16 protein-coding genes are annotated in these 23105 nt (G+C 69.0%); 7 read left to right on the forward strand and 9 right to left on the reverse strand.

Annotated features, from left to right (window positions below):
* The first annotated feature begins 97 nt into the window (after nt 1–97).
* Genes ACOOGH_RS13255 through ACOOGH_RS13270 form a run of 4 tightly spaced genes read left to right on the forward strand, consistent with a single transcriptional unit; the run spans nt 98 to nt 4396 of the window.
* A complete protein-coding gene (locus ACOOGH_RS13255) occupies nt 98–1318 on the forward strand; it encodes a hypothetical protein (RefSeq protein WP_420449360.1) in 1221 nt (406 codons plus the stop codon).
* On the forward strand, nt 1297–2832 hold the full coding sequence (locus ACOOGH_RS13260; protein WP_420449361.1) for a hypothetical protein: 1536 nt from the start codon (nt 1297–1299) through the stop codon (nt 2830–2832). The genes ACOOGH_RS13255 and ACOOGH_RS13260 overlap by 22 nt, the downstream gene beginning before the upstream one ends.
* Entirely contained in the window at nt 2829–3500 is a 672-nt protein-coding gene (locus tag ACOOGH_RS13265) for an ATP-binding protein (RefSeq protein ID WP_420449362.1), read from the forward strand. Before ACOOGH_RS13260 ends, ACOOGH_RS13265 begins: the two co-directional genes overlap by 4 nt.
* Before the next feature lie 53 nt (nt 3501–3553).
* Nucleotides 3554–4396: a zinc metalloprotease HtpX gene (locus tag ACOOGH_RS13270; RefSeq protein ID WP_420449363.1), complete on the forward strand. Its 843-nt coding sequence runs from the start codon at nt 3554–3556 to the stop codon at nt 4394–4396.
* Nucleotides 4397–4411: 15 nt separating this feature from the next.
* Here the strand turns inward: ACOOGH_RS13270 and ACOOGH_RS13275 are convergent, their stop codons facing one another.
* Genes ACOOGH_RS13275 through ACOOGH_RS13300 form a run of 6 tightly spaced genes read right to left on the reverse strand, consistent with a single transcriptional unit; the run spans nt 4412 to nt 12437 of the window.
* Nucleotides 4412–6718 carry a M28 family metallopeptidase gene (locus ACOOGH_RS13275; RefSeq protein WP_420449364.1) on the reverse strand — a complete coding sequence of 769 codons (2307 nt, stop codon included), beginning with the start codon at nt 6716–6718 and terminating at the stop codon, nt 4412–4414.
* Nucleotides 6719–6765: 47 nt separating this feature from the next.
* Nucleotides 6766–7248: an 8-oxo-dGTP diphosphatase gene (locus ACOOGH_RS13280; RefSeq protein ID WP_420449365.1), complete on the reverse strand. Its 483-nt coding sequence runs from the start codon at nt 7246–7248 to the stop codon at nt 6766–6768.
* Between the two features lie 36 nt (nt 7249–7284).
* Nucleotides 7285–7494 carry a hypothetical protein gene (locus ACOOGH_RS13285; RefSeq protein WP_420449366.1) on the reverse strand — a complete coding sequence of 70 codons (210 nt, stop codon included), beginning with the start codon at nt 7492–7494 and terminating at the stop codon, nt 7285–7287.
* Between the two features lie 8 nt (nt 7495–7502).
* Nucleotides 7503–9389, reverse strand: a complete 1887-nt coding sequence (locus tag ACOOGH_RS13290) for a carboxypeptidase regulatory-like domain-containing protein (RefSeq protein ID WP_420449367.1) — start codon at nt 9387–9389, stop codon at nt 7503–7505.
* A 10-nt stretch (nt 9390–9399) separates the two neighbouring features.
* A complete protein-coding gene (locus ACOOGH_RS13295; protein WP_420449368.1) occupies nt 9400–11244 on the reverse strand; it encodes an amidohydrolase in 1845 nt (614 codons plus the stop codon).
* Entirely contained in the window at nt 11241–12437 is a 1197-nt protein-coding gene (locus ACOOGH_RS13300) for an MFS transporter (protein WP_420449369.1), read from the reverse strand. The genes ACOOGH_RS13295 and ACOOGH_RS13300 overlap by 4 nt, the downstream gene beginning before the upstream one ends.
* Before the next feature lie 184 nt (nt 12438–12621).
* On the opposite strand from ACOOGH_RS13300, the gene ACOOGH_RS13305 reads away from it, so the two are divergent.
* Both ACOOGH_RS13305 and ACOOGH_RS13310 read left to right on the forward strand, forming a co-directional pair.
* On the forward strand, nt 12622–14082 hold the full coding sequence (locus ACOOGH_RS13305; protein WP_420449370.1) for an amidohydrolase family protein: 1461 nt from the start codon (nt 12622–12624) through the stop codon (nt 14080–14082).
* A 111-nt stretch (nt 14083–14193) separates the two neighbouring features.
* The gene (locus tag ACOOGH_RS13310) at nt 14194–15354 is read left to right on the forward strand and encodes a sulfite oxidase (RefSeq protein ID WP_420449371.1); all 1161 of its coding nucleotides are present in this window, start codon (nt 14194–14196) and stop codon (nt 15352–15354) included.
* 55 nt (nt 15355–15409) lie between these two features.
* Here ACOOGH_RS13310 and ACOOGH_RS13315 read toward each other — a convergent pair whose 3' ends face one another.
* On the reverse strand, nt 15410–15787 hold the full coding sequence (locus ACOOGH_RS13315) for a DUF2784 domain-containing protein (RefSeq protein WP_420450129.1): 378 nt from the start codon (nt 15785–15787) through the stop codon (nt 15410–15412).
* 9 nt (nt 15788–15796) lie between these two features.
* Nucleotides 15797–17008, reverse strand: coding sequence for a sulfite oxidase (locus ACOOGH_RS13320; protein WP_420449372.1), 1212 nt, complete (start codon nt 17006–17008; stop codon nt 15797–15799).
* 94 nt (nt 17009–17102) lie between these two features.
* Between ACOOGH_RS13320 and ACOOGH_RS13325 the strand changes: the two genes are divergently transcribed.
* Nucleotides 17103–21932 carry an amidase family protein gene (locus tag ACOOGH_RS13325; protein ID WP_420449373.1) on the forward strand — a complete coding sequence of 1610 codons (4830 nt, stop codon included), beginning with the start codon at nt 17103–17105 and terminating at the stop codon, nt 21930–21932.
* Between the two features lie 34 nt (nt 21933–21966).
* Here ACOOGH_RS13325 and ACOOGH_RS13330 read toward each other — a convergent pair whose 3' ends face one another.
* Complete coding sequence (locus ACOOGH_RS13330; RefSeq protein WP_420449374.1) at nt 21967–22947, reverse strand: N-acetylmuramoyl-L-alanine amidase-like domain-containing protein; 981 nt, start codon at nt 22945–22947, stop codon at nt 21967–21969.
* Nucleotides 22948–23105 lie beyond the last annotated feature (158 nt).

The following is a 23105-nucleotide window of genomic DNA, read 5'->3' on the forward strand; positions in this document are numbered from 1 at the left end:
GGCTCAGACCTATCTTCGGACGGGAGCGAAGGTGTGTCGATAGTCGTGTCGATGGCCCGGCAGGCGTCGGTCATGCGGCGCCGGAGAGAGGATTTCGATGGAATCGACAGCGGCACCGGCCTCGGTCTTCCGGGGGCGCGAGGGCGCGGCGGAGTCGGCGGACAGCATTCCGTGGTATCTGACCGCGGTCCTGTTCGCCTCGGCGGCCGTGATCGTGGGCATCACGTGGGACATCTCCTGGCACCGCACGATCGGTCGCGACACGCTCTTCACGCCCGCCCACCTGCTGGTCTACGCGGGCGGGCTGGCGGCGGGGCTGTCGTGCGGGTGGCTCGCGCTCAAGACGACGTTTTCCGGGACGGACGCGGAGGTGGGACGCTCGGTACGTCTCTGGGGCTTCCGGGCGCCGCTCGGGGCCTGGGTGGCGATCTGGGGGGCGATCGCCATGCTCGCGTCCGCGCCGCTCGACGACTGGTGGCACAACGCGTACGGTCTCGATGTCGAGATCCTGAGTCCGCCGCATGTCGTCCTGGCGCTGGGGATCTGCGCGATCCAGGTCGGTGCCCTGCTGATGGCGCTGGCCTGGCATAACCGGGCCTCCGAGACGGGCCGGCGCAAGCTCGCGTGGACGTATGTGTTCAGCGCCGCGATGCTGATCCTGACGCTCTCCGTGCTGCTCATGGAATACACGTTCCCCAACCAGATGCACGGCGCGACGTTCCATCTCGTGATGGCGGCGCTCTTCCCCGTCCTCCTCTTCGCGATCGGGCGGGCCGGGCAGATGCGGTGGCCGGCGACGTGCGCGGCGCTCGTCTATACCGGGGTCTCGCTGGCGATCATGTGGGTGCTGCCCCTTTTCCCCGCGGAGCCGATGCTGGCGCCCATCCTCCGGCCGCTCACCCACATGCAACCGTCCGAGTTCCCGCTTCTCCTGTTCGCGCCGGCGATCGTGATCGACCTCCTGCTGCGGCGGCATTCCGCCCCGGGGGAGGCGCCCGACCGGGCTTCGACCGACTGGCGGATCGCGGCCTTCGGCGGCCTAGCCTTCGTGGGCATCTTCGGCGTGATGCATTGGTATTTCGCCGACTTCCTGCTCTCGGAAGGGGCGCGAAACTACTTCTTCCAGGGCGACACGTGGGGCTACACGGCCGCGCCGGGCGCCTGGCAGCACGTGTTCTGGCACGGCGGGCCGTATCTCGGCGGCGAGTTCTCGGCGGCGGGTTTCGTGGGCACGGCGTGGTGGGCGCTGCCGATCGCGTTCGTCTCGGCCCGCACGGGTCTGTGGCTGGGGAACTGGTGGCTGCGCGTCCGCCGGTGAGGCGCAACCGGGCCGCCCGCCTCGCGCGCGCGGCGGCGTTCGTCGGCGGGCTGTACGTCGTGGCGACGGGGCACGTCGGGAGCAACAACGTGTTCTTCTCCGGCGAGGCCGGCCCCTATCCGGTTTCCGTCGTCATCCGTCCTCCCGAGGTCATCCCGGGGCTGGCGGAGATCTCCGTCCGGGTGCCGGGCGACGGGGTGGACCGGGTAACCGTGCGCCCCGTGCGCTGGGACGCGGCGCCGGAAGGCGGCGCGCCGCCCCCCGACGTGGCCGTGCCCGTGACGGGCGATCCGGAACTGTACGCGGCCGAACTGTGGCTCATGACGGTGGGCGCCTACCGGGTCGAGGTCGCGGTCGAGGGGAGCCGCGGCGCCGGGGAAGTCTCGGTCCCGGTGACCTCCGTCATGCTCGGTGTGCTGGACTTGCCGCCGGGGCTCGGCTGGGTCCTGTTCGCACTCGCGATGCTTCTGGCGGCGGGGGTGGTGGCGATCACGGGGGCCGCGGTGCGCGAGAGCCAGGTCCCGGCGGGGGAGACGGCGGGTCCGCGGCAGCTTCGCCGCGCCCGGATCGCCATGGTCGCCACGGCCCTGGGGGTCGCGGGCATTCTCTACCTGGGGAATCAGTGGTGGGAGGCGGTGGACCGCGATATCCGGAGCGGGATCTTCGAGCGCCTGGCCGTGGAGGGTGCGATCGTGCGGGACAGGGGGACGGCCGCCCTGGAGATCGCGATCACCGATCCCGCCTGGCGGGGCCGCGGCTGGACCCCGCTCGTGCCGGACCACGGAAAGCTGATGCACCTGTTCGTGGTGGGCGCGCCGGGGATGGACGCGTTCGCCCACCTGCATCCGGTCCCCGTGGACTCGTCGACCTTCCGCGTCGCGTGGCCGGATCTACCCCCGGGCGAGTACCGCATCTACGGCGACATCGTGCAGGAATCGGGTTTCGCGCAGACGGTCGTCGACACGATCACGGTTGACGAGGCGGCCATCGCGCTTCCGGTGGCCGGGGACATCCCGGTGGCGGGAGATGCGCCGCCGGGCATGTCGGCCGGGCTGCGCCGGGATGCCGACGATTCTGATTGGACGGGCACACCCGTCGCCGTCGCGGGGCCGCGCTCCGAGGCCCCGCTGGCCGACGGCTCGACCCTCGAATGGCAGGGCGACCGGGAGCTTCGGGTGGACGAGGAGACGCTGCTCGCCTTCCGGGTCTGGAACCCCGACGGGAAGCCGGTCGAACTGGAACCCTACATGGGGATGCTGAGTCACGCCGCGATCACGCGCGATGACGGCGCGGTGTTCGTGCATCTTCATCCCGCGGGCACGATCTCGATGGGCTCGCTTTCGGTCCTCGCGCCCGACGGGTCCGGGATGCGCAGGTCCGGGCGCGATGCCCCCACGGGCGTGGTCGAGTTCCCGTTCGCGTTCCCGCAACCGGGCGAATACACGATCTGGGTGCAGGTGAAGCGGGAAGGCCGCGTGCTCACGGGCGCGTTCCAGGCGACGGTCCTGGATTGAGCGAACGCATCGCGATGTGCTTCAGCGGCGGCAAGGACAGCGCCCTGGCACTCCATGCGCTGCAGCAGGCAGGGGCGTACCGGGTCGAGACCCTGATCACTACCGTGACGGACGCCTACGACCGGGTGAGCATGCACGGCGTGCGGCGCTCGCTCGTGCGCGACCAGGCCGCCGCCATCGGCATCCCGCTGGTCGAGGTCGTCGTCCCGCCGCAGTCCTCGAACGAGATCTACGAACGCGCCATGGGAGCGGCTTTCGGCCGCCTCTACGACGACGGGATCCGCCGCGTGGCCTTCGGGGACATCTTCCTCGAGGACCTCCGAGAGTATCGGGAACGACAACTCGCGGACTCGGGGTTGGAGTGCCTGTTCCCGATCTGGAAGCAACCCACGGCCGATCTCGCGCGTTCCTTCATCCGGGACGGGTTCGAGGCGGTGGCGGTGTGCATCAACCCGGCCGCGCTGGACGGCTCCTTCGCCGGCCGCTCATTCGACGAGTCCTTCGTGGCGGACCTCCCGGAGGGCGTGGATCCGTGCGGGGAGAACGGAGAATTCCATACGTTCGTGTGGGACGGTCCGATCCTGCCTCGACCGATCCCGGTCACACGCGGCGAGGTAGTGGAGCGGGACGGGTTCGTCTTCTGCGACCTTCTCGCGGCCGACGGGTAAGAGGGACGGGCAACTAGCACAGGTACGCGCACAAGATAGAGGGGTTATCGCGGATGTTCAGAGTTTTCGGCCTCATGTTGGGCCTTACAGTCGTTCTGGTGCTCGCGGGAGGAGCGCTGTTCGGGCAGCAGGGAGCAATCCTGTTTCTCATTCTCTCGGCGGCCATGAACTTCGGGATGTACTGGTTCAGCGACCGCATGGTGCTGCGCATGTACCGGGCGCAGGTCGTCGACCGGGCGCAGGCGCCGGAACTCTACGACCGCGTGGAACGCCTACGGCAACGGGCAGGCCTGCCGGCGCCGGTGGTGGCGATCTCGCCGCAGCCGCAGCCCAACGCCTTCGCCACGGGCCGCGATCCGGCGCATGCGGTGGTCTGCTTCACGCAGGGGATCCTGCGGGCGCTGCCGCCCCGGGAGCTGGACGGCGTCATCGCGCACGAACTCGCCCACATCAAGCACCGGCACATGCTCGTCGGTACGATCGCCGCCACGATGGCGGGCGCGATCGCGATGATCGCCTCGATCGCCCGCTGGGGCCTGATCTTCGGCGGGGGCCGCGACGACGGCGACAATCCGCTCGGTGTGCTCGTCATGGCCATCGTCGCACCGCTGGCGGCCGTCATCATCCAGATGGCCATCAGCCGCCGCAACGAGTTTCAGGCCGACCGCACCGGCGGCGAAATCACGGGCGACCCCATGGGTCTGGCGGGCGCGCTGAAGCGCCTGGAGTCAGGCGCCCGCCGCATTCCGATGGACGTGAACCCGGCTGGCGCGTCGCTCGCGATCGTGAACCCGTTTGCGGGGCGCCGCAGGGGGCTCACCTCCCTGTTCACGACCCACCCGCCCACCGAGGAGCGGGTCGCCGCGCTGAGAGCCCAGGCCGCCGGTCGCGAATAGCCGCCCGCTCGCGCGTCAGCCGGTGAGCAGGGCGGTCGCTTCGTCGATCTTGTCGGCGAGTCCGGTCAGGGTGCCGGCGAGGCGCTCCACCTGCGCGGAGGTCTCGTCCCAGGCGCGCTCCTCGATCGCCTCGCGGATGCCCGGGAGGGTCTTCACGCCGTAGCCGGTGTAGAAGCCGGGGGCGTAGATCTGGTGCCGGAACCAGTTGCGGCGCGGGAGGCCGTCTTCGCGCGTCATGAGGCGCTCGGTCTGGATGAGGGCCGCGTTCAGCCGCCGCTGAACGTCCCCGTGCTCACCCATGTCGGCGCCATCCCCGGAGTCACCGTCACCACCGGTCGCGGCCGCCTGGTGCGCCGTCCGCATTGCGTCGTAAGCCGCATCGTACGCGGCGGCGCTCGCCTCCAGTCGCGTGATCGCGTTCTGCACGGGGGCGAAGTTGAGGAACGGCACCTCGTCCTGCGCTTCCGGGGGCACGTACGTCTTCGTCGGATCCGCCGCGAGCGTGTACGCGTTCGACGCGACCAGCGCGTTTCGTCGCTCGGTCTGCTCACGTGTGGCCTCGACGAGCGCCATGACCTCGTCCCGGTACGTCTTCACGTTGGCCACGAAGGGTGAGAAGCGCAGCGGGATGACGTCCGCATTCGCGAGCCGCAGCGTGGCGCGGGCCGTCGTCTTGGCGAGCGCCGCGCCGTACTGGAAGCCGGGATCTCCGAAGCGCGTGTAGTGGTCGAACGAGTCGTACTGCGAGTGGTACGAGCCGCCGCCGCTCTCGCCGCTGAAGCTCAGGTTGAGCGACGCGATGCCGAGGTGTTGCAGGAAGGGCGTGTAGTCCGAGCCCGAGCCGAGCGGGCTGATCGTGATGTCCGAGCCATCGTCCGCCCGGCGTGCACCGCCCACGGACCGCGCGGCGTGCAGCCGCTGCCACACGGAGACGCCGGTCTGCGGGTCGGTGACCGAGCGCGCCACGTCGTTGATGAAGCTCTGCAGGGTGTGCGACCCGCCCATGCTCAGGAATCCGCGGCCGCTCCCATCCGTGTTGATGTAGGCCACGGCCTTCTGCCGCAGTTCGTCGGCGTGGTGTTCGACCCACTCCGTCGAGCCGAGCAGTCCTGGCTCCTCGGCGTCCCAGGAGCCGTACATGATGGTGCGTCGCGGCCGCATCCCCGCTTGGGCCAACTCCCCGATAACGCGCGCCTCCTCCATCATCGAGACGGTGCCGCTGATCGGATCCGCCGCGCCCATGGCCCAGCCGTCCCGGTGGTTGCCGCGGATCACCCACTCGTCGGGGAATTCCGAGCCTGGGAGGGTGGCGATCACGTTGTACGCGGTCTCCAGCCCCCAGTCGAACTCCAGGTGGACCCGGACCGTCGCCGGGCCGGGGCCCACGTGGTAGGTGATCGGGAGCGCGCCACGCCACGACGCCGGCGCCACCGGTCCCTCCAGCGCCCGCAGCAGGGGCAGAGCATCGCTCCATGACAGCGGGAGGACCGGGATCTTCATGATCGTCGGGGACTCCTCGACCGTCAGCCTCTCGGCGTCGGCCGTAGCCCCCACGCCCGGGGTCAGAGGATCGCCCGGATGGAGCGGCATGTCCTGCACGGCCCCGCGCTGCACGCCGAACTCGGCGCGGTAGGGCCCCTTCGGATACGCATCCCCCTGGAAGAAGCCGTCATCGCGCGGGTCGCTGTAGAGGATCGTCGCCAGCGCCCCGTGCTCATGCGCCACCTTGGGCTTGATGCCGCGCCAGGAACCCCCGTAACGGGCGATGACAATCTTCCCGGCCACGTCGATCCCCATGCGCTCGAGTGCCTCGTAGTCGCGCGGGATTCCCTGGTTCACGTACACGAGTTCGGCCGTCACGTCGCCGTCCGCCGAGTACGCATTGTAGGTCGGGAGCCGGCCCGCCACGCCTGACGTCCCGTCCTCCGGGATCTCGGGCTCCTCCAGCGAAGCGACGAACGACTCAGGCTCCAGCATCTCCACGTGCCGGACGAGCGGCGTCGGGAAGAGGACCTCGTACTCCGCGATCTCGACCTCGTAGCCCCAGCTCCGGAACTGCTCCGCGACGAACATCGCGTTCTCGTAGTTGTACGGCGCGCCCACGTAGAACGGCTCGCGGGTCATGCGCTCCATCCATTCCTCGAGGTTGCTCGGCCGCACGCTCTCGTCGAGACGGGCTTCGGCGGCGAGCTGCGCGGCGGAGGACTCGGCCCCGAAGCCTAACAGCGGTCGTTCCTGCGCCCGCGCCGGCGCGGCCTGCAGTGCCTGGAACGCGGCCAGCGCGACCAGAGTCGAGATCACGTTTCGCGACTTCGTCGCCATGGGATTCGTCTCCTGTTGCTTCTCGTCGTTTCCGTCGGGCACTTCTGTCAGCTGCCGTCGGCGAGGCACCGCACTTCGCAGTCGAGGAGTTCATCGCCCTCGAAGCGGGCGAAGGCCTCGAAGGGACGGTCTTCCAGCAGATGCGGCAGCCAGTAGCGGTCGTCCGCCCACATCCGATCGTACGGAATGTCGTCAACCGGTGCCCAGAGGGGGATAGCCTCGTCCGTCTCCGAAGGTTCGCCCTCGAGCACGTCCGCGCGGAAGACATGGATGCGGATCGATACGCCGTCCACCACGTCGAACGCCACCTCGCCCAGCTTTCGCGGGTCGAGGGGATGCGCTCGGAGCTCCTCCTCGAACTCGCGCACAGCCGCGTCGAGAGGGCTCTCGCCGGGGTCCACCTTCCCCCCCGCGCCGTTCAGCTTGCCCGCCCCGATGCCGCGCTTCTTGTGGATGAGGAGGATCTCGCCGTCGCGCACCACGTAGAGGAGCGTCGCGTCGATCTCGGGCCGCCAGTCGTCCCAACTCATCGACGACCTCCGGGACGTTCCCGCGGGAACGTCCTGCTACTTCGGGATCCGCGCCACCTCGACCCTCGGGTACGGCGCGCCCCAGGAGAACACCACGAACTCATCGGTCACCGCCAGCATGGAAGGCAGGGAATCTCCCCAGTACTCACCCTCTCCCGTCTCGGGATCCAGAACATACGTCTCTAGGGCGGGCTTATCTCCGAAGATGCCCGTGCCGACTTCTCGCCCGCCACGGCCTTCTCTCACGCTCGCGGCTACCCGCTCCAAATGACGATCGCGCCGCACCGGTTGGATGGAGCGGCGAACTCCCCGGGCAGGGAGACGGCCCCGAGGTAGACTTCGATGGCGACGACCTCATGCGGAGCGGCCAGGTCGTCCACGCCCCCCTGCTCGAAGTCCCAGGCGCGGCCATCCATGACCAGGGTGCCGTTCAGGTAGACGGACACGTGGCGGCATCTCCCCGACCTTGGCGAGACGAGGCGGCAGGTCTGTCGCGGGCAGACTTCGCGCAGGCCGTCTACCTCGGTGAGGAGGTCGGTGAGGCGCGTGGGCGCGAGGGCCCGGATTCGCTCCCGTGTGAAGAAGTGTCCGCGGCCCCGCGTCGCGCTCTCCCGCCTGCGTTCGTAGAAACCGACCTCCGTGAGACGCGGATGCCGCCGCTCGGCCACGATCCGCGGCCCCGCCGCGGGCGCGGCGTCGTCGAGCGCGGGAGGCGGCGTGGGATCGAGTTCGACGCGGATATCCACGGTTGAACCGGAGGGGACCGGGATGGTGTCTCCGGCGACACCGGCGTCGGGGTGGGATACGGCGAGCCGGTAGTCCCCGGGGATCAGGTCGCTGATCGCGAAGAGGCCGTGCTCATCGCTCGTCGTCAGATACCCGGCCTCCGCGGGCGGGTCACGGTCGCCGGGGGCCTCTGCGGCCGCGGCCGCCGCCAGCCTGATCTCGGCCTCCGGTACGGGTTCGCTTCGCCGGAGATCGAAGATGCGGCCGGCGACGTGGCCGTGACGAGAGATGGGAACCACCAGATCCCGCGTCACGGGGGCCGTGTCGGCCGTCACGGGGGCTGTCTCGGGCGCCACGGGCGCCAGGTCGCCGCTGAGGCCGGCGAACCCGGCCCAGATGCTCACGTCCGTCCGCGGATCGAGGTCACAGAACCGGAACCGACCGTTGTCGTCGGCGGTCGTCTCCTTCTCGCGCCGCCGGCCGCCCGGTTCCGTGATCCAAGCCGTCACGGTCGCCCGGGGCAGGAGAATGCCGGTCAGCGCATCTGTAACCGTCCCCTCGACCACGAACGGAGCCCGTTCCGTTGCGGGGCCGGGCTCGCAGAGAACGATCCGCCGCTCTTCAAGCTCGGCCGCGGTCAGCCACTGTCGTGTCCAGACGAGGACCGTGGGACAGAACGGATCCTCGCCCCCCGCGCGTATCAGAGGCTCGAGGCCCGGCACCTTGTGCGGCTCGCCGTGGACTTCGACGCCTCCGATTCGGTGATAGGCGAGCCCGGTCATGAAGCCAACGCGGTCCCGGCGGCCATCGATGAGGATCTGTCGAGCGCACCCCAGGATGTTGGACCGCTTCGTGTTGAAAATGGCCTCGCTCATGTTTCGCCAGCCGACGATCAGGCCGTCGCCCCCGCGGCGGATGTCCTCGGGATCGTAGAATCTGCCGCTGCCGTGCGCCCGGCGCTCGTAGAAACCGACCTGCTCCAGGTACGACGGTCTCCATTCGATGTTGACCTCGAGCGGGGCGACTTCGACCGCGGCCGGTTCAATGCGGATCTCCAGCGAGAGTGTGCCGTCGGGCGCCTCGACCTCGGTCGTCCGCGTACCGTAGCCGATGTGCCGGATCTCGAACGTGTGGGAGCCGGCGGGGACGACCAGATGGAACGCTCCGTCCGTGCTGGTGAGCGTCGAGATGTCCAGCGCGAGGATGGAGACGAGCGCCGCCGAGATGGGTGCTCCGGTGCCGGCGTCGAGGAGGCGTCCCGCGATCTCTACCGGCTGCTGCGTCACGGCGCTCCGGGGGAGAGCCAATACCGCCAGCGCGAGCGCCGCGAGCACGCCAACGGCCGGGCGTCGGGAATCGGCCGGGCGTCGGGAATCGAGCGCATCGCCCGTCTCGGCGCCGACGCGGAGTCTCACCACGGGCTCCCTAGGGCATGAGCGTGCCGGTACGATCGAATACCACATCACCGTTGAAGACGGTCAGTTCGCACACCAGGTCACGGAGTTCGATCGTCGGGACGGTGAGCGGGTCGCGGTCCCACACCGCGAGGTCGGCGTACTTGCCGGCTTCGATCGTGCCCACCTTCTCCTCGAGGAACATCTGGTGGGCGACCCAGATCGTGAACGAGCGCAGCGCCGTCTCGACATCGACGGACTCGGCGGTACCGTACGGCTCGCTCCCGTACACGCCCAGCAGCGGCTGGCGGGCGACGGAGGCCCAGACACCGTAGCGCGCCGGGTAGGGCGTGACGAAGAAGTCGGAGCCGCTGGCCCAGATCATGCCCCGCTCCTGATAGGACCGGAACGGGTTCAAACGCAGGGTTCGCTCGGGTCCGAAGTTCCCGGCGTAGGTATCGCCGATCCACCACGTGAAGGTGGGCGAGGGTTCTGGGTACCCCGTCTCCCACTCGCGCTGGAGTTCGGCCATCGCGTCGAGGGCGCGGTCGGTGGGGATGTTGGAGTGGATGATCCCGTGCCGGAGCCCGCGTGTGGGCGTGGCCTCGAGCGCCTCCGTGAAGCTGTCGACGGTCCAGTCGATGGCGCGGTCCCCAATGGAATGGATGGAGACGTGGAGCCCCGCGTCGTGGTAGGCGCGGAAGCGCCGGCGCAGTTCGTCGGGGTCCATCGTGGGATAGCCGCGGTTGCCGGCATCGGTGCCGGTGTGGTCGCGGTTCCAGTCTTCGTACAGCCAGGCGGTGCGGGCGCCGCCGCTGCCATCGATGTAGAGCTTGACGCCGCCGGGGATGAGCCGGTCGTCCCCCGTGGATTCGTACGGACGGGTGAAGGTGGCGAGGCTGTCGGCGTAGGCGCGGACCTCGTCCAGCGTCCCGTTCCGGCTGTCCCAGAGAGCGAAGATCCGGACGGTGAGGTCGCCGTCGGCGAGCACGTCGCTGTAGGCCTCCCAGGTGCCGCGGCCGATCCCGGGGTCCTTGCCGCCCGTCATGCATTCGGCGTTGAAGGCGTCGGCGAGCGAGCGGATCCCTTCGCGTCGCTCGTCGGGGCCGAGCCGCGGGATGAGGCGCGTGACGAGCCCCATGGCGGATTCCTTGAGGACTCCGGTGGGCTGTCCCGCCGCGTCGCGGTCGATGGTGCCGCCCGGCGGGTCGGGCGTGTCCGCCGTGATGCCCGCCATGTCGAGGGCGAGCGAGTTGGCCACGCCGTAGTGGCCCATGGTGTGGGCGAGCCACACGGGCTGCCCCGCGGCCACGGCGTCGAGGTCCGAGGCCTGGATGTAGCGCAGTTCCTCGAGCTTCCCCTCGTCCCAGCCGCCGCCGCGGACCCACTCGCCCTCGGCCAGCCGCCCGGCCTGCTCCGCGACCATGCCCTGCACATCCGCGATGTTCTCCACGTTCGGATAGCTGAGGTCGAGGCGGTACAGCCGGTTCGCGCCCCCGTTCGCGAAGTGGACGTGCGCGTCCATGAGGCCCGGCGTCACGGCGCGGCCCGCGAGGTCGACGCGGCGGGTCTCCGGGCCCGCGAGCGCCTCGATCTCCGTGACCGAGCCGACCGCCACGACCCGCTCGCCCCGCACGGCCACCGCCTCGGCGACGCGGCTCTCGGCGTCCAGCGTGATCACGGGCCCGCCCGCGAGGATCAGGTCGGCCGGGTCGGCCGGCGGCGACCCTCCGCAGGCGGCCAGAACGGCGCCCGCCCACGCGGCGGCGCCCGGAACGGCACCGGCCCGGATGGCACGAAGCCGGGCGGCACGAAGCCGGGCGGCGCGAGTCGAAGTGGCGGGGAACGGGGCGGATTGGTTCGGTCGGTTCATCATCGGGCTCTGCAGTAGGGGCGAAGCGAAGGCTGCAACGCGAAGAGCGCGCCGAGCAACAGGAGCGGCATCGACCAGGCGGTCGCGACGACGGGCCCGAACGCGTCCGCGAACCCGCCGACGACCGGAATGATCAGCGTCCCCACGGCCCACGCGAGCCCCATCACGATGCCCGAACCCACCGCCGTCCCGGAGGGAAGGATCTCCTGCGCCATCACGACGATCGGTGGTAGCAGCGCCATGTTGAGGAAGCCCGCGCATACGGCCATCACGATCGCGGCCGGGCTCGCCGGCGCCAGCGTGACGGCGAGGACGTGCGTCGGCACCGCGAGCACGCTGATCACGGCCAGCAGGTGCTGTCGGTTGAACCGGTCCGTGAGGACACCGGAGGCGAGCGTCCCCAGCCCCTGGGCACCGAGATAGATGCTCAGCACCACGGCGCCCGCCGTCTCGCTCTCGCCCGCGCGGTGGGCGATGATCGGGATGAAGGTGAGGATCGCCTTCTGTGCGAAGGAGCCGACGACCGAGATCCCGAACACGAGACCGAGCGGCCCCTTCAGCTTCCGGATCACCTCCATCGGGGGCGGCGGCGGGGACCCCGACCCCACGCGGGTCCGGCCCTTCGCGCCGAACCAGAGCGCGATCCCGAGCAGGATGCCGGGGATCATCGCGATCCAAAGGCCGGGAAGGCCGAAGAGGCCGACGATCGCGACCGCGCTGATCGGCCCCAGCGCGAACCCGATCGCCCCCCCGAAGGAGAAGACGGACATGCGGACGCCACTTCCCCGACCCTCTCCGGCGCGAGCCACGAGCGACGCCCCCGGCGGGTGGAAGGCGGCCGACCCAAGGCCTCCCACCATGAGAAGCAGGAGCAGTACGGAATAACTGGGCGCGATCCCGAGGAGGGAGATGAACACGCCTCCCACGATCGGGCCCGCGGCGAGGAAAGCGCGTCGCCCGAACCGGTCGGCGAGGTAGCCGAAGGCCGGCTGCGGGAGCGCGGTCGAGATGGAGAGCACCGTCGAGAGCGTCGCGGCGAGCGTGATCGAGAGGCCGAGGTTGTCCATGATCCGCGGCAGGAGCGGCGGCAGGAAGGCGGTGTACGCGTCGATCGTCGTGTGCGAGGCGACGATCAGTGCCACGACCCCTGCGGGCCGCATCGAAGTGCGTCCCGAGACGCCGCCGGGGGGATTCACGAGCGCCGCGCTCGGTTCGTGCAGTGTCGAACTCCGATCCGGTTCGGATGGCAGCCGCTTGATGACGGCTCACAGTAACAGAATCGAGTCCGTCGTGGCGGATCCCACTCTCGTTTATGTTGGACTTCCCGGTGCCCGCGCGGTTCGGGCGAGCGGGACGGCACGCAAGGAGGGCGAGGGACAAATGATGGCTCCAAGACACCGGCTGCAGCGACGACGGATCCTCCTCATCCTCGGACTGGGCGGCTTGATTCCGATGGTGGCGGGGTGCGGAGACCTCGGGGACCTGCGCGACCTCGTCGAGGGCGAGGCGACCTACGTCGTCACCGGCGGACGCTGGCTCGATGTGCACACCGGGACCCTCGTGGAGAACGAAGGCATCACCATCCACGACGGGCGGATCATCTCCATCGGCCCGCCGCCGGATACGGCCGACTTCACGGTTACCATCAACGTCGAGCAGGAAGACACGATCCTGCCGGGGTTCTTCGACCTCCACGCCCATTACGCGGTCGACCTGTTCGGCGAGGGCCGCGTGGACGAGACGGCCGCCTATCCCGAACTCTTCCTCGCCAACGGCGTGACGACGACGTTCCCGGCGGGCGAGATGGATCCGGTCCGCATGCGGGAGCTGCGGCTCTCCATCGAGAGCGGCGATCGCAGAGGTCCGCGAATCCTCAACTCCGGTCCCTACTTCGGGTCGTGGCGGCGAGGCTGGGACGACGATGCGATGACCGCCGACTCGATCCGGCGCGAAGTGGACCACTGGGCGTCGCTCGGCGCGGCCGGCTTCAAGGCCAAGGGGGCCCGGCCGGAGCACCTCTCCCCTCTCATCGAACAGGCGCACGAGCACGGACTTACGGTCACCGCCCACCTCGACTCCGGCTTCGGGAATACGGTGAATCCCCGCGACGCGATCCTCATGGGCATCGACCGCGTCGAACACTTCCTGGGCGGCGATATGATGCCGGCCGACCGTACGGCCTACGCCTCGCTGCAGGAGTTCGACGATTTCGAAGGGGACGCCCTCCGCGACATCATCGACCTCTACGTGAGCCACGGGGTGAACTTCGACGCCACGCTTTCCATTTACGGATACTGGGGTCCGCACGACCCGGAGATGACGGAGTACTGGACGGATGAACTCCGATTCCTGACGCCCTACATGCGGGAGATCGTCGAGGCCCGTCCGCCCCGGCCCGTGAATGAGTCGTTCGCGAAGATGTCGCCGATCAAGCGTCGGACGCTGAAGGCGTTCTACGACAACGGGGGACGCGACCTGATCACGCTCGGCACGGATCACCCGAGTTGGGGGCAGTACTGGTCTCCGTTCGCCGTCCACCGCGAACTCCTCGCCATCGCCCGGGCCGGGGTACCGCCCGCGGACGTGTTCCGCATCGCGACGCTCAATTCGGCGCGAGCGATGGGTCTGGAGGACGAACTCGGCAGCATCGAGGAAGGAAAGATCGCCGATCTCGTGGTCGTGCGAGGGGATGCGCTGGAGGATGTCCGAACCGCCCGGGATGTCCGGTTCGTCTTCGCGCAGGGACACCCCCATTGGCCGGACGAACTGCTCGCGAGAGCAGAGGGAAAGATCGGGCCGGCGGATGCGTCGGAGGAATCCGCCTGGAGGCCCGGTCGTTGAGTGGGTCCGTTTCGGCGCACGCCTTGCTCCGACGCCCGATCAGACCCGAGCTTGCGCATGTACCCGCGTCCCCACGGAGGAGACACGCGTCGACCCGAGCCGAGGCCTGACATGATGAGCCAGCGAAACCCGATTCCCCGACGACAAGTGCTGATCCAGGGCGGCGCCGCGGCGGCCGGTCTTGCGATCCTGCCGACGGACATCTTCCGCGGCTGGCTCGCCGGCTTCGAGCAGGAGGCCGTCATCCCGTGGGTCGAGCGTCCGCATCCCGGCACGAGGGAGCGCGTCAACGTCCTGGACTGGGAGGAAGTGGACTCCTGGATCACGCCGACCGATCAGATGTTCCGCGTCGGGCATTACGGATCGCCGGTCATCGCCGAGAGCGACTGGAATCTCGAGATCGGCGGGCTCGTGGACCGGCCGGGGACGTTCAGTCTCTCCGAACTGAGGGCGCGACCCCGCCAGGAGGTCGTGTTCACGCTCGAGTGCTCCGGTAACCGTGGCCGCCCCTCCTTCATCGGCGCCGTTCACAACGCGCGCTGGGCGGGGGTCCGGCTTGCCGATGTGCTCACGGAGGCGGGCGTTCAGGAGGAAGGGATCGAGGTCGTCTTCTTCGGCGCCGACGAGGGCGAGGAGGAGATTCGGGGCAACACGGTGACACAGAACTTCGCGCGGAGCCTGTCGCTCGAGGACGCGATGGACCCCGGCGTCATCCTCGCGTGGGAGGTCAACGGCGAGCCGCTGCCGAACGCGCACGGCTTCCCGCTGCGCATCATCGCGCCCGGCTGGTACGGCATCGCGAACGTGAAGTGGCTGACGCGGATCGAACTCCGCGACCGGCGCTTCATGGGCAAGTTCATGGCCCGCGACTACGTCACGCTGCGGGCGGAGGAGCGCGACGGCGCGACCGTGTGGACGGAGACCTCGGTGGGGCGCGCGAACATCAACTCCGTCCCCGCGAAGGTGGTCAGGAACGGCGACGGCCATGCGATCCACGGAGCCGCGTGGGGCGCGGACATCGCCGCCGTCGAGGTCCGCGTGGACGAGGGGCCCTGGCGGGCGGCGACGCTCGGCGAAGGGCAGGGGGATCCCCACACGTGGGCGTTCTGGCACATCGACTGGGACGCCACACCCGGGAGACACAGGATCGTCTCGAGGGCGATCGACGCGGACGGGAACGTCCAGCCGGCAGCGGACGACCCGATGCTCGTGAACAAGCGGACCTACTGGGAGAGCAACGGACAGCTGACCCGGTCGATTCTGATCGACTGACCCCCAAAGCCCCCTCGCTCGCTCCCCCGCCTCGGGGGGCGGGCGAAGGTGGGTGTCAGCGACCGCTCCGGGCGCGCCGGCGCAGCCGTCGGACGAGCCACGCGTACGCCAGCACGTTCAGCGCGAGGACCGACACGCCGAGCCAGATCTGGATCTCCCGGGTCAACGCGCCGGGATAGATGACCGGGAGCAGGTAGCGCTCGATGAACCCTCCGGAGTAGCCCGCCTGGCCGCTCGCGATCCGGAGCCTGACCTCCAGGGGCGTGAGCGGGCAGATCCAGCCCGCGAACTCGATCAGCGCCCCCCACACGAAGCAGGGGACGTGCGCCCACGCGAGCTTCGGCCAGCGGAGCGCCGCGAACCCGCCGGCCACGACGAAGGCGATGAAGACGAAGTGGGTGACGAGGACGAGGTCCGCGAGCACCCGGTACAGCACGCGGGTCTACTCCACCTGCACGGGGTGCGGGAGCGGAACGTTCAGCAGGTAGCCCTTGTCGTTCATCAGAGGCTCATCCGGCTGTGTGTTCCCCGCCGCATCGGTGGCGCGCGTGACGAGCGTGTGCCCTCCCGGCGTCGCATCCCACTCGAACTCGAAGCGCTGCCAGGCCAGCGGCAGAACCGGGTCCACGATCTCGGCCTCGAGCCAGGTCGCTCCTCCGTCCGGACTCCACTCGACGGCAGACACGGGTCCCGCCGGGGCGTGTGCGAAGCCATGAAGGCGGTGTGATCCGGAGGCCACTTGCGCGGGCCTCGGCAGGGCGAGCGCGCTCTTCACCACGAGTTCGTTAATCGCCCCCCCCTGAGCGGGCGCGTAGTCCGCCTCCGGCCAATCGTCGCCGATGAGGACGTAGGACGACGTGTTGTTCCGGTTCCACACCTTCTCGGTGGAGATCTGGATGCTCCCCAGCCACTTGATGCTGTTGGACCCCGACCACCCCGGGACGACGGATCGTGCCGGGAATCCGTGATCGGCCGGGAGCGGCTCGCCGTTCATGCGCAGCGCGATGATGGTGTCGGGATCCCGCGCCTTCGCCAGCGGCATGGCGCGCTCGAATCCGGAGCCGTCCAGCCCCACGAGGTTCACGTCGACTGTTTCCGGCCGCACGCCGGCCAGATCGAGGATCGTGCCCAGCGACGGGCCCGACCACTCCGCGCACCCGACCGCCCCGGTGGTCCACTGCCCACCGCTCGCGCGTGTCCCCGTGAGTTCCGGATACAGACCCCGCCAGTTGCCGGCGCATTCGAGATAAGCGGTGATCGTGTGCTGGGGCAGAGACTCGAGGGTGGACAGATCGAGCCGCAACTCGGTCTCGGCGCCGTCCCCCTCGACTCGAAGCGAGTAGCTGGCCGGATCGATCATAGGCGTGGGGGAGTGGTTGCGGACGAAGAACAGCTCATTCGGCGTGATGAATCCGTCGAGAAGTTCGAGTCGGGTCTCCAGGTTCGTGACGCGCTGGATGAAGGGCGCGGGGTCCTTCGCCCACCTTGGCGGCTCAGCCTCCGTACCGGCGGCCACCGCCGCTCCCGCTTCGGCCGATGATCCGGCGTCTCCCGCGCGGTCGCAGGCGGCGAGCCAAGCGGCGGCGGGTCCCACACTTGCGGCCCGTACAAAGTCTCGACGAGTGAGGCGGGCGGTCTCGAGTCTCTTCTTCATGAGTGACACCTCTAGGGTCTCGACGCTTGGCATATTGCCCCAAGTCGACAAGTTTAGGTGCATGCGACCGAGGAGCAACGCACCCGGGACGCCCTTGCGTCCGCGGACAGCGGACGGCGTCCACCGGAAGCACCTCCCGATCCCGGCGTTACTGTCCGCTACGCTGGCGATGGGGTGGACCGCGTGCAATCCCGAACCCGATTCCGAGTCCGGCACGGCCTTCGAGGTCGTGGAGGCGACGATCGACGGGGTGCAGGCGGCGATCCGCGACGGGACAACGACCTGCCGCGAGGTCGTGGAGCGGCATCTCGCCCGCATCGCGGCCTACGAAGACGCGATCAACGCGATCACGGTGCTCAACCCGCGGGCGCTGGAGCGGGGGGACGAGCTCGACGCGTCGCTGGGCGCCGGCGAGGAGACGGGACCGCTGTTCTGCGTCCCGATGCTCGTCAAGGACAACTTCGACACGCACGACATGGTCACGACCGGGGGGTCGATCGCGCTCGCGGACAACCTCCCACCCGACGACGCCTTCATGGTGCGCAGGATCCGCGAGGCCGGCGCGATCGTCATCGCCAAGACCAACATGGCGGAATGGGCCTTCAGCCCGCGTCAGTCCGTCAGTTCCTCCTTCGACACCACGCGCAACGCCTACGCGCTGGACCGTGTCCCGGCCGGATCCAGCGGTGGAACGGCCTCGGGGGTCGCGGCGTCGTTCGGCCTCATCGGGCTGGGCAGCGACACCGGCAACTCGATCCGTGGACCCAGCTCCCACCTCGCCCTGGTCGGGATCCGCTCGACCATCGGTTTGACCAGCCGCGACGGCGTCATCCCCCTCTCCTTCGACCGCGATATCGCGGGGCCCATGGGGCGGACGGTTGAGGATGTCGCGCGGGTGTTCAACGTCGTCGCCGGCTACGATCCGGCGGATCCCTACACGGAAGCGGGACGTGGCCGCGCGGAAGACGATTACACGGCCTTCCTGGACGCCGATGGAGTGCGGGGCGCGAGGATCGGCGTGCTGCGCTCCCTCGTGGATCCGGAGGAGACCGACGGGGAGATTCTCGCGCTCTTCGAGGCGGCGATCGACGACCTGACAACGCTCGGGGCCGAGATCGTCGACCCCTTCGAGTTCGATGTCGAGGCGGAACTCCAGCGGGAGGGGATGTTCTGCCGCCGGTTCCGTTACGACATGTGGGTCTACCTGCGGTCGCTGGGCCCGGCGGCGCCGATGACCGACGTCCTGGAGGTGCTCGAGGACGGACGGTATTCGGACTACGCCCAGGGATCGTTGCGCCGGAACGAGGGCGCACCGCTCGACGTTCACCCCTCCGGCTGGGACGAACCCTGCCCGGACGGACTACGCGAAGAACGAAGGTCGTCAGGCCTACCTGGCCAACCTCGTGGCGGCGATGGACATCGAAGGGGTGGACGCGGTCATCTATCCCTCGTGGCTCTGCGTGCCCGCGCATATCGACAGGGGAGACGAGGAATACTGCGGCGACAACAGCCAGCGCGTGGCACCCGCAACCGGGATGCCGGCGATCACGATACCGATGGGGTTCACGTACGGGGCGCTCCCGGCAGGACTGCAGATTCTCGCGCGCCCCTACGACGAAGGGCTTCTCTTTCGACTCGCGTACGGATACGAGCGGGCGACCCAACACCGCCGTCCCCCGGACGGCTTTCCGGAGACCTCATGACCAACGGTGCGACCATGCTTAGAACATCAAGTGCGCGCTTCATCGCGCTGCTCGCCCTCGCGTGGCCGTCCGCGGCCCTCGCGCAGGATGGGGCAATCAGCGGCACCATCACCGGCGAGGCTGGCCTCGCCCTGCCGACGGTGAGCGTGACGGCGACGGGTCCGGCACTCGGCGATGAGTCACGTACGGCACTCAGTTCGCAGCAGGGCGTCTACTCGCTGACCGGACTGCCGGCGGGGACGTACTCGCTGCGGTTCGTTTACCCTGGCTTCGCGATCGAGACGCGGGCGGGTGTCGCGGTTACGGCCGGCGACCGGACCTTGCTCGACGTAGAACTCGTCTCCCTGCGGACGGTGACGCTCGAGGAGTTGACGGCGGTCGTGACGGGAACACACTTCGCGGCCCCGTCGATCAGTCTTCCCTACGCAGTGGACGTCTCGACCCGGGAGTCGCTTCAGGAGGAAGGGTCGCCGCTGGTGGTCGACTTCTTCAAGCGACTGGGGGCGAACCACGGGTCGCTGGGGGAACGGAGCAGCTGGTACAACCGCAGCGGGACGCTCGTCCCCGAGACGGTGGCCAGCGTCAACCTGCGGGGGCTGGGAGCTTCGCGAACGCTCGTGCTGCTCAACGGACGCCGACAGGTGTACACACCGTCCCGGCTCCCCGGCGGCCGCTTCGTGGACGTGAACGCGTTTCCGAGCATCGCACTCGACCGCATTGAGGTACTGAAGGAGGGGGCGTCGGCGATCTACGGATCCGACGCCGTGGCCGGCGTGGCGAACTTCGTTACCCGGCAGGACTTCGAGGGCTTCGAGGTCACCGCCGCGCACGATTACTTCAGCGGGGCCGGGGACTCGAACGCGGGCGCGATCTGGGGAGGGCGCCTGGGTTCCGCCAACGTGGTCCTCGCCGCAGAGTGGGCGGCGCGGCAGGAACTCATGCCCGAGGAGCGAGACTGGGGGCTGCGACCGTACCCGGGGCCCGGCGGCGGGGGCTGGTCATACTACGGGAACCCCGGGGCCTTCCTCATGCCGAGCCTGACCGGGAACGAGACGCCCGGTGAGTTCGTGAGCGCGCTCATCGGCTCGCAGTTCGGCGCCAACCCCAATCTGTTCGTGGATCCCGAGTGCGAGAACTTCGGCGGAGTGAACGAGGGCGTCACGTGCCGGTTCCGCTACCAGCCGTACGACAACCTGATCGACAAACAGAATCACGTTCGGGCCTTCGGCGAGATCAACGGCGAACTGGGCGCAAGCACGACGTTCCACCTCGAGGGCCTGTGGTCCGAGGCCACGATCCCGGACTGGCGGACCACGCCCTCGTTCCCCCCGATCTCCCTTTACGACGGTCTTCAGCTCGTCGTACCGGAAAACCCGGGCCGGCAGGCGTTTTGCGCGGCCAACGCGGGGCACGCCGGGTTCGCTTCCGCCGCCGACTGCCTGCAGGACGACTGGTACTTCTACGGACGGATGGTGGGCAACAGCGGGCCGGGGCGTACGCTGCACCGGTCGTCGCGCACCCAGAGGATCGCGGCATCGATCGACCGGCACTTCGAGGAGACGGAGGGCCACCTGGACATCTCCGTCAGCTACTCGCGTGCCTCCGGCAACGTGAACCAGCCGGCGGAGTACGCCTACCGCAAATACCTCGCCTACCGCGGCTTCGGAGGCCCGAACTGCGGCGTCGATGTGGTCGTTGACCCGACTTCGCCGGCAGGCATGTCGCTCGGTTCCACCGGCGGCGCCGTGGCCGGGCAGGGCGACTGCATGTTCTACAACCCGTTCAGCAACGCGATCCAGCGCGCCGAGCAGCCGGGGACGCAGTACACCAACGCCAACAACCCCGGATACGTGGCCGGTGCGGCCAACTCCCCCGAGTTGCTCGGCTGGATCAACGAGGAAGTCGATCTCTTCAACACCGCCGACCTGTTCGTGGCGGAGGCCACCTTCACGGGCCAGTTCACGGAGGCGCTCGGCTACGCGCTCGGGTATCAGTTCCGCCGCTTCGACGTGACGGGAACGCCCAACGACGCCGGCAACCAGGCGCTCAACCCTTGCCAGGTGCCGGGGGATCGCACCTGCCTCGAGCAGGCGGGGCCGTTCACGTTCACGACCGGGTACTTCCCGTACGAGGACGGGCAGACCGTGCATCGCTTCTACGGCGAGATCCCGCTCAATCTCGGGGACCGGCTCGATCTGCAGTTCGCCGCCAACTACGAGTTCCACGACGTGGCGAGCAGCTTCGACCCAAAGGTCTCACTTCGGCTGAACCTGACCGACTCGGACAATCACGAGCTTTCTCTTCGCGGCTCGCTCCAGTCGACGTTCCGCGTCCCGTCCGTGGATGACGTGAACACGGACCAGATCACGGCGCTCGAGTACGTGCAGGAAGTGGATGTCTACAAGGCGGTGGACACCTTCGGAAGCACCGATCTGGACCCGGAACGGGCGGTGACCGGCAACGTGGGGCTCATCTTCTTTCACTATCCGAGCCGCCTGCAGGCGACTTTCGATTACTGGAGCTACGACTTCAAGGACGTGATCAACGTGATCCCCCATTCGAGCATCACGCGGCTCTATCACGAGGGGGGCGCCAGCCGCGCCGCGGTTCAGGGGTTCGTGAAGTGCCCGGACGGATGGGGGACGGGGACCTGTGACGCGGCCCTCATTGAGCGCATCCGGATCGATCTGATCAACTGGCCGGGCATGCAGACGTCGGGCTTCGACTGGAGCCTGTCGACCCGGCGCACGCTCGGGAGCGGGGAGCTTGCACTCGGGATCGACGGCACCTACACACGCACCTACGACATCAAGGCGCTCGAGGTCGGCGGCGTGGAGCTGGTGGGCGCGACGGAGGGCGTCGGGACGCTGAATCGCAACAACCCGCTCGCCTGGCCCCTGCCACAGTGGAAGTGGTCCGCGTCGGCGGGATACCACGCGGATCGCTATTCGATCATCGGCAACGTCAACTACATCTCATCCTACGAGGACGACCTCAACGCGGGCGACCCGACGTATCCTCACCGCGTCATCGACGCCTTCGGCACCTTCGACGCCACGGTGATGATGAAGCTGACGGACAGCATCGACGCCTTCGTGACGGGCTTCAACCTGTTCGATACGGCGCCGCCGCTGGTCAATCAGGAAGGGTCCTACGACGGCCTCACGCACGACCCCAAGGGGCAGCGCCTCAAGGCCGGCATGACCTACACGATCAACTAGCCGCCACCCGCAGTCCGCCCGCGAGCTGCCGTGTCTACGGGCGCGGCGGCTCGACGGGGCGGGCGACCATGATGCCGTCCTGGGAGCCGATGGAGAGGATCCGCTCGGCAAGTGGGCGCTCCGAGATCTCCACGGAGCTGCCGACCAGGGGGGCGTGAAGGAGGTGCAGGGCGCCGTCCCGCCACACGGCGAGACCGGTGTGGGCGACATCCAGCCCTTCGACGGTCGAGGTGGCCGCGATGACGTCGCCGTCTCGGATCCCGCCGGCCACCTCCGCGATCCGGTCCTGCGGCACGTACTCCCGGCCGGTGTCTCCCCCGAGCCGCGCCTCCATGGCAACGATGGCTTCGCGCACGCCGGCGTCGGCCATCTGCCAGTACGCGTCAGGATGCTCGGACATGAAGCGCACCGGCTCCGGATCGACGGCGGGCTCCAGTTCGCCGGTCGTGATGCGAACCAGTCCCTTGGCTTCGTTGTCCGACAGCCACTCCGAGAAGTAGTGGAGCCGGCTCGCGTACCCGTCGAGCCGGCCTCCCCGATACCGGAGCGCCGTCAGGTGTGACTCGTAGGCGGCCCGCGCCGCAGGCGGATCGGCGAGCGACTCGACGCCCTGCTCGCGGACGAACCGCGTCAGGGCGAGGACCGTCTCGACCAGGGTCACGCAATCCAGTTCGCGGAAGTTGATCACCAGACGCTCGGGTCCCATGACTTCGAGCGTGGCGGGTTCGTACGTCGTGCCGACGAACGTCTCGGCGAGCTGCACGATGGCCTCGCCCAGTTCCACGTCGGCGAGTCCGCGCTCGGCCGCGAAGCGGACCTTCTCCTCGAAGAGCGTCCAGTCCTCCGGGGTCCAGTCGGCCCGGGCACCCGATGCCGTGCCGACGCCCTCCGCCTCGTCAATCACGGTCGAGGTCGATGGCTGGACCTGCCACCAGGCGAGGGCCGCAATGACCCCGACGGTCCCGAGGATGCAGACGACTACCTTCGCCAGCGTGACGACGCTGCGCCTTCTCATGTCGTGCTGAAGTTGAGCACCGGGGGTTCCTCCCCTTCCACAAGTTGTCCCGGATGTCAGGATCCATCGAGGCCGCCCCGTGGGCAAGTCGGAGTGCCCTGATCGCTCGCCGGCCTCCCGAGTGTCGGCTATCTTTCCCGCTTCCGCTGGATGCCGTC

This window comes from Candidatus Palauibacter sp., assembly GCF_965213655.1.
GTDB lineage: Bacteria > Gemmatimonadota > Gemmatimonadetes > Palauibacterales > Palauibacteraceae > Palauibacter.

Coding starts and splice junctions, on each gene's coding strand:
- ACOOGH_RS13320 (WP_420449372.1), bottom strand. CDS start 17,008: ATGAAGAAGAGACTCGAGACCGCCCGCCTCACTCGTCGAGACTTTGTA.
- ACOOGH_RS13305 (WP_420449370.1), top strand. CDS start 12,622: ATGATGGCTCCAAGACACCGGCTGCAGCGACGACGGATCCTCCTCATC.
- ACOOGH_RS13330 (WP_420449374.1), bottom strand. CDS start 22,947: ATGAGAAGGCGCAGCGTCGTCACGCTGGCGAAGGTAGTCGTCTGCATC.
- ACOOGH_RS13295 (WP_420449368.1), bottom strand. CDS start 11,244: ATGATGAACCGACCGAACCAATCCGCCCCGTTCCCCGCCACTTCGACT.
- ACOOGH_RS13310 (WP_420449371.1), top strand. CDS start 14,194: ATGATGAGCCAGCGAAACCCGATTCCCCGACGACAAGTGCTGATCCAG.
- ACOOGH_RS13270 (WP_420449363.1), top strand. CDS start 3,554: ATGTTCAGAGTTTTCGGCCTCATGTTGGGCCTTACAGTCGTTCTGGTG.
- ACOOGH_RS13275 (WP_420449364.1), bottom strand. CDS start 6,718: ATGGCGACGAAGTCGCGAAACGTGATCTCGACTCTGGTCGCGCTGGCC.
- ACOOGH_RS13280 (WP_420449365.1), bottom strand. CDS start 7,248: ATGAGTTGGGACGACTGGCGGCCCGAGATCGACGCGACGCTCCTCTAC.
- ACOOGH_RS13255 (WP_420449360.1), top strand. CDS start 98: ATGGAATCGACAGCGGCACCGGCCTCGGTCTTCCGGGGGCGCGAGGGC.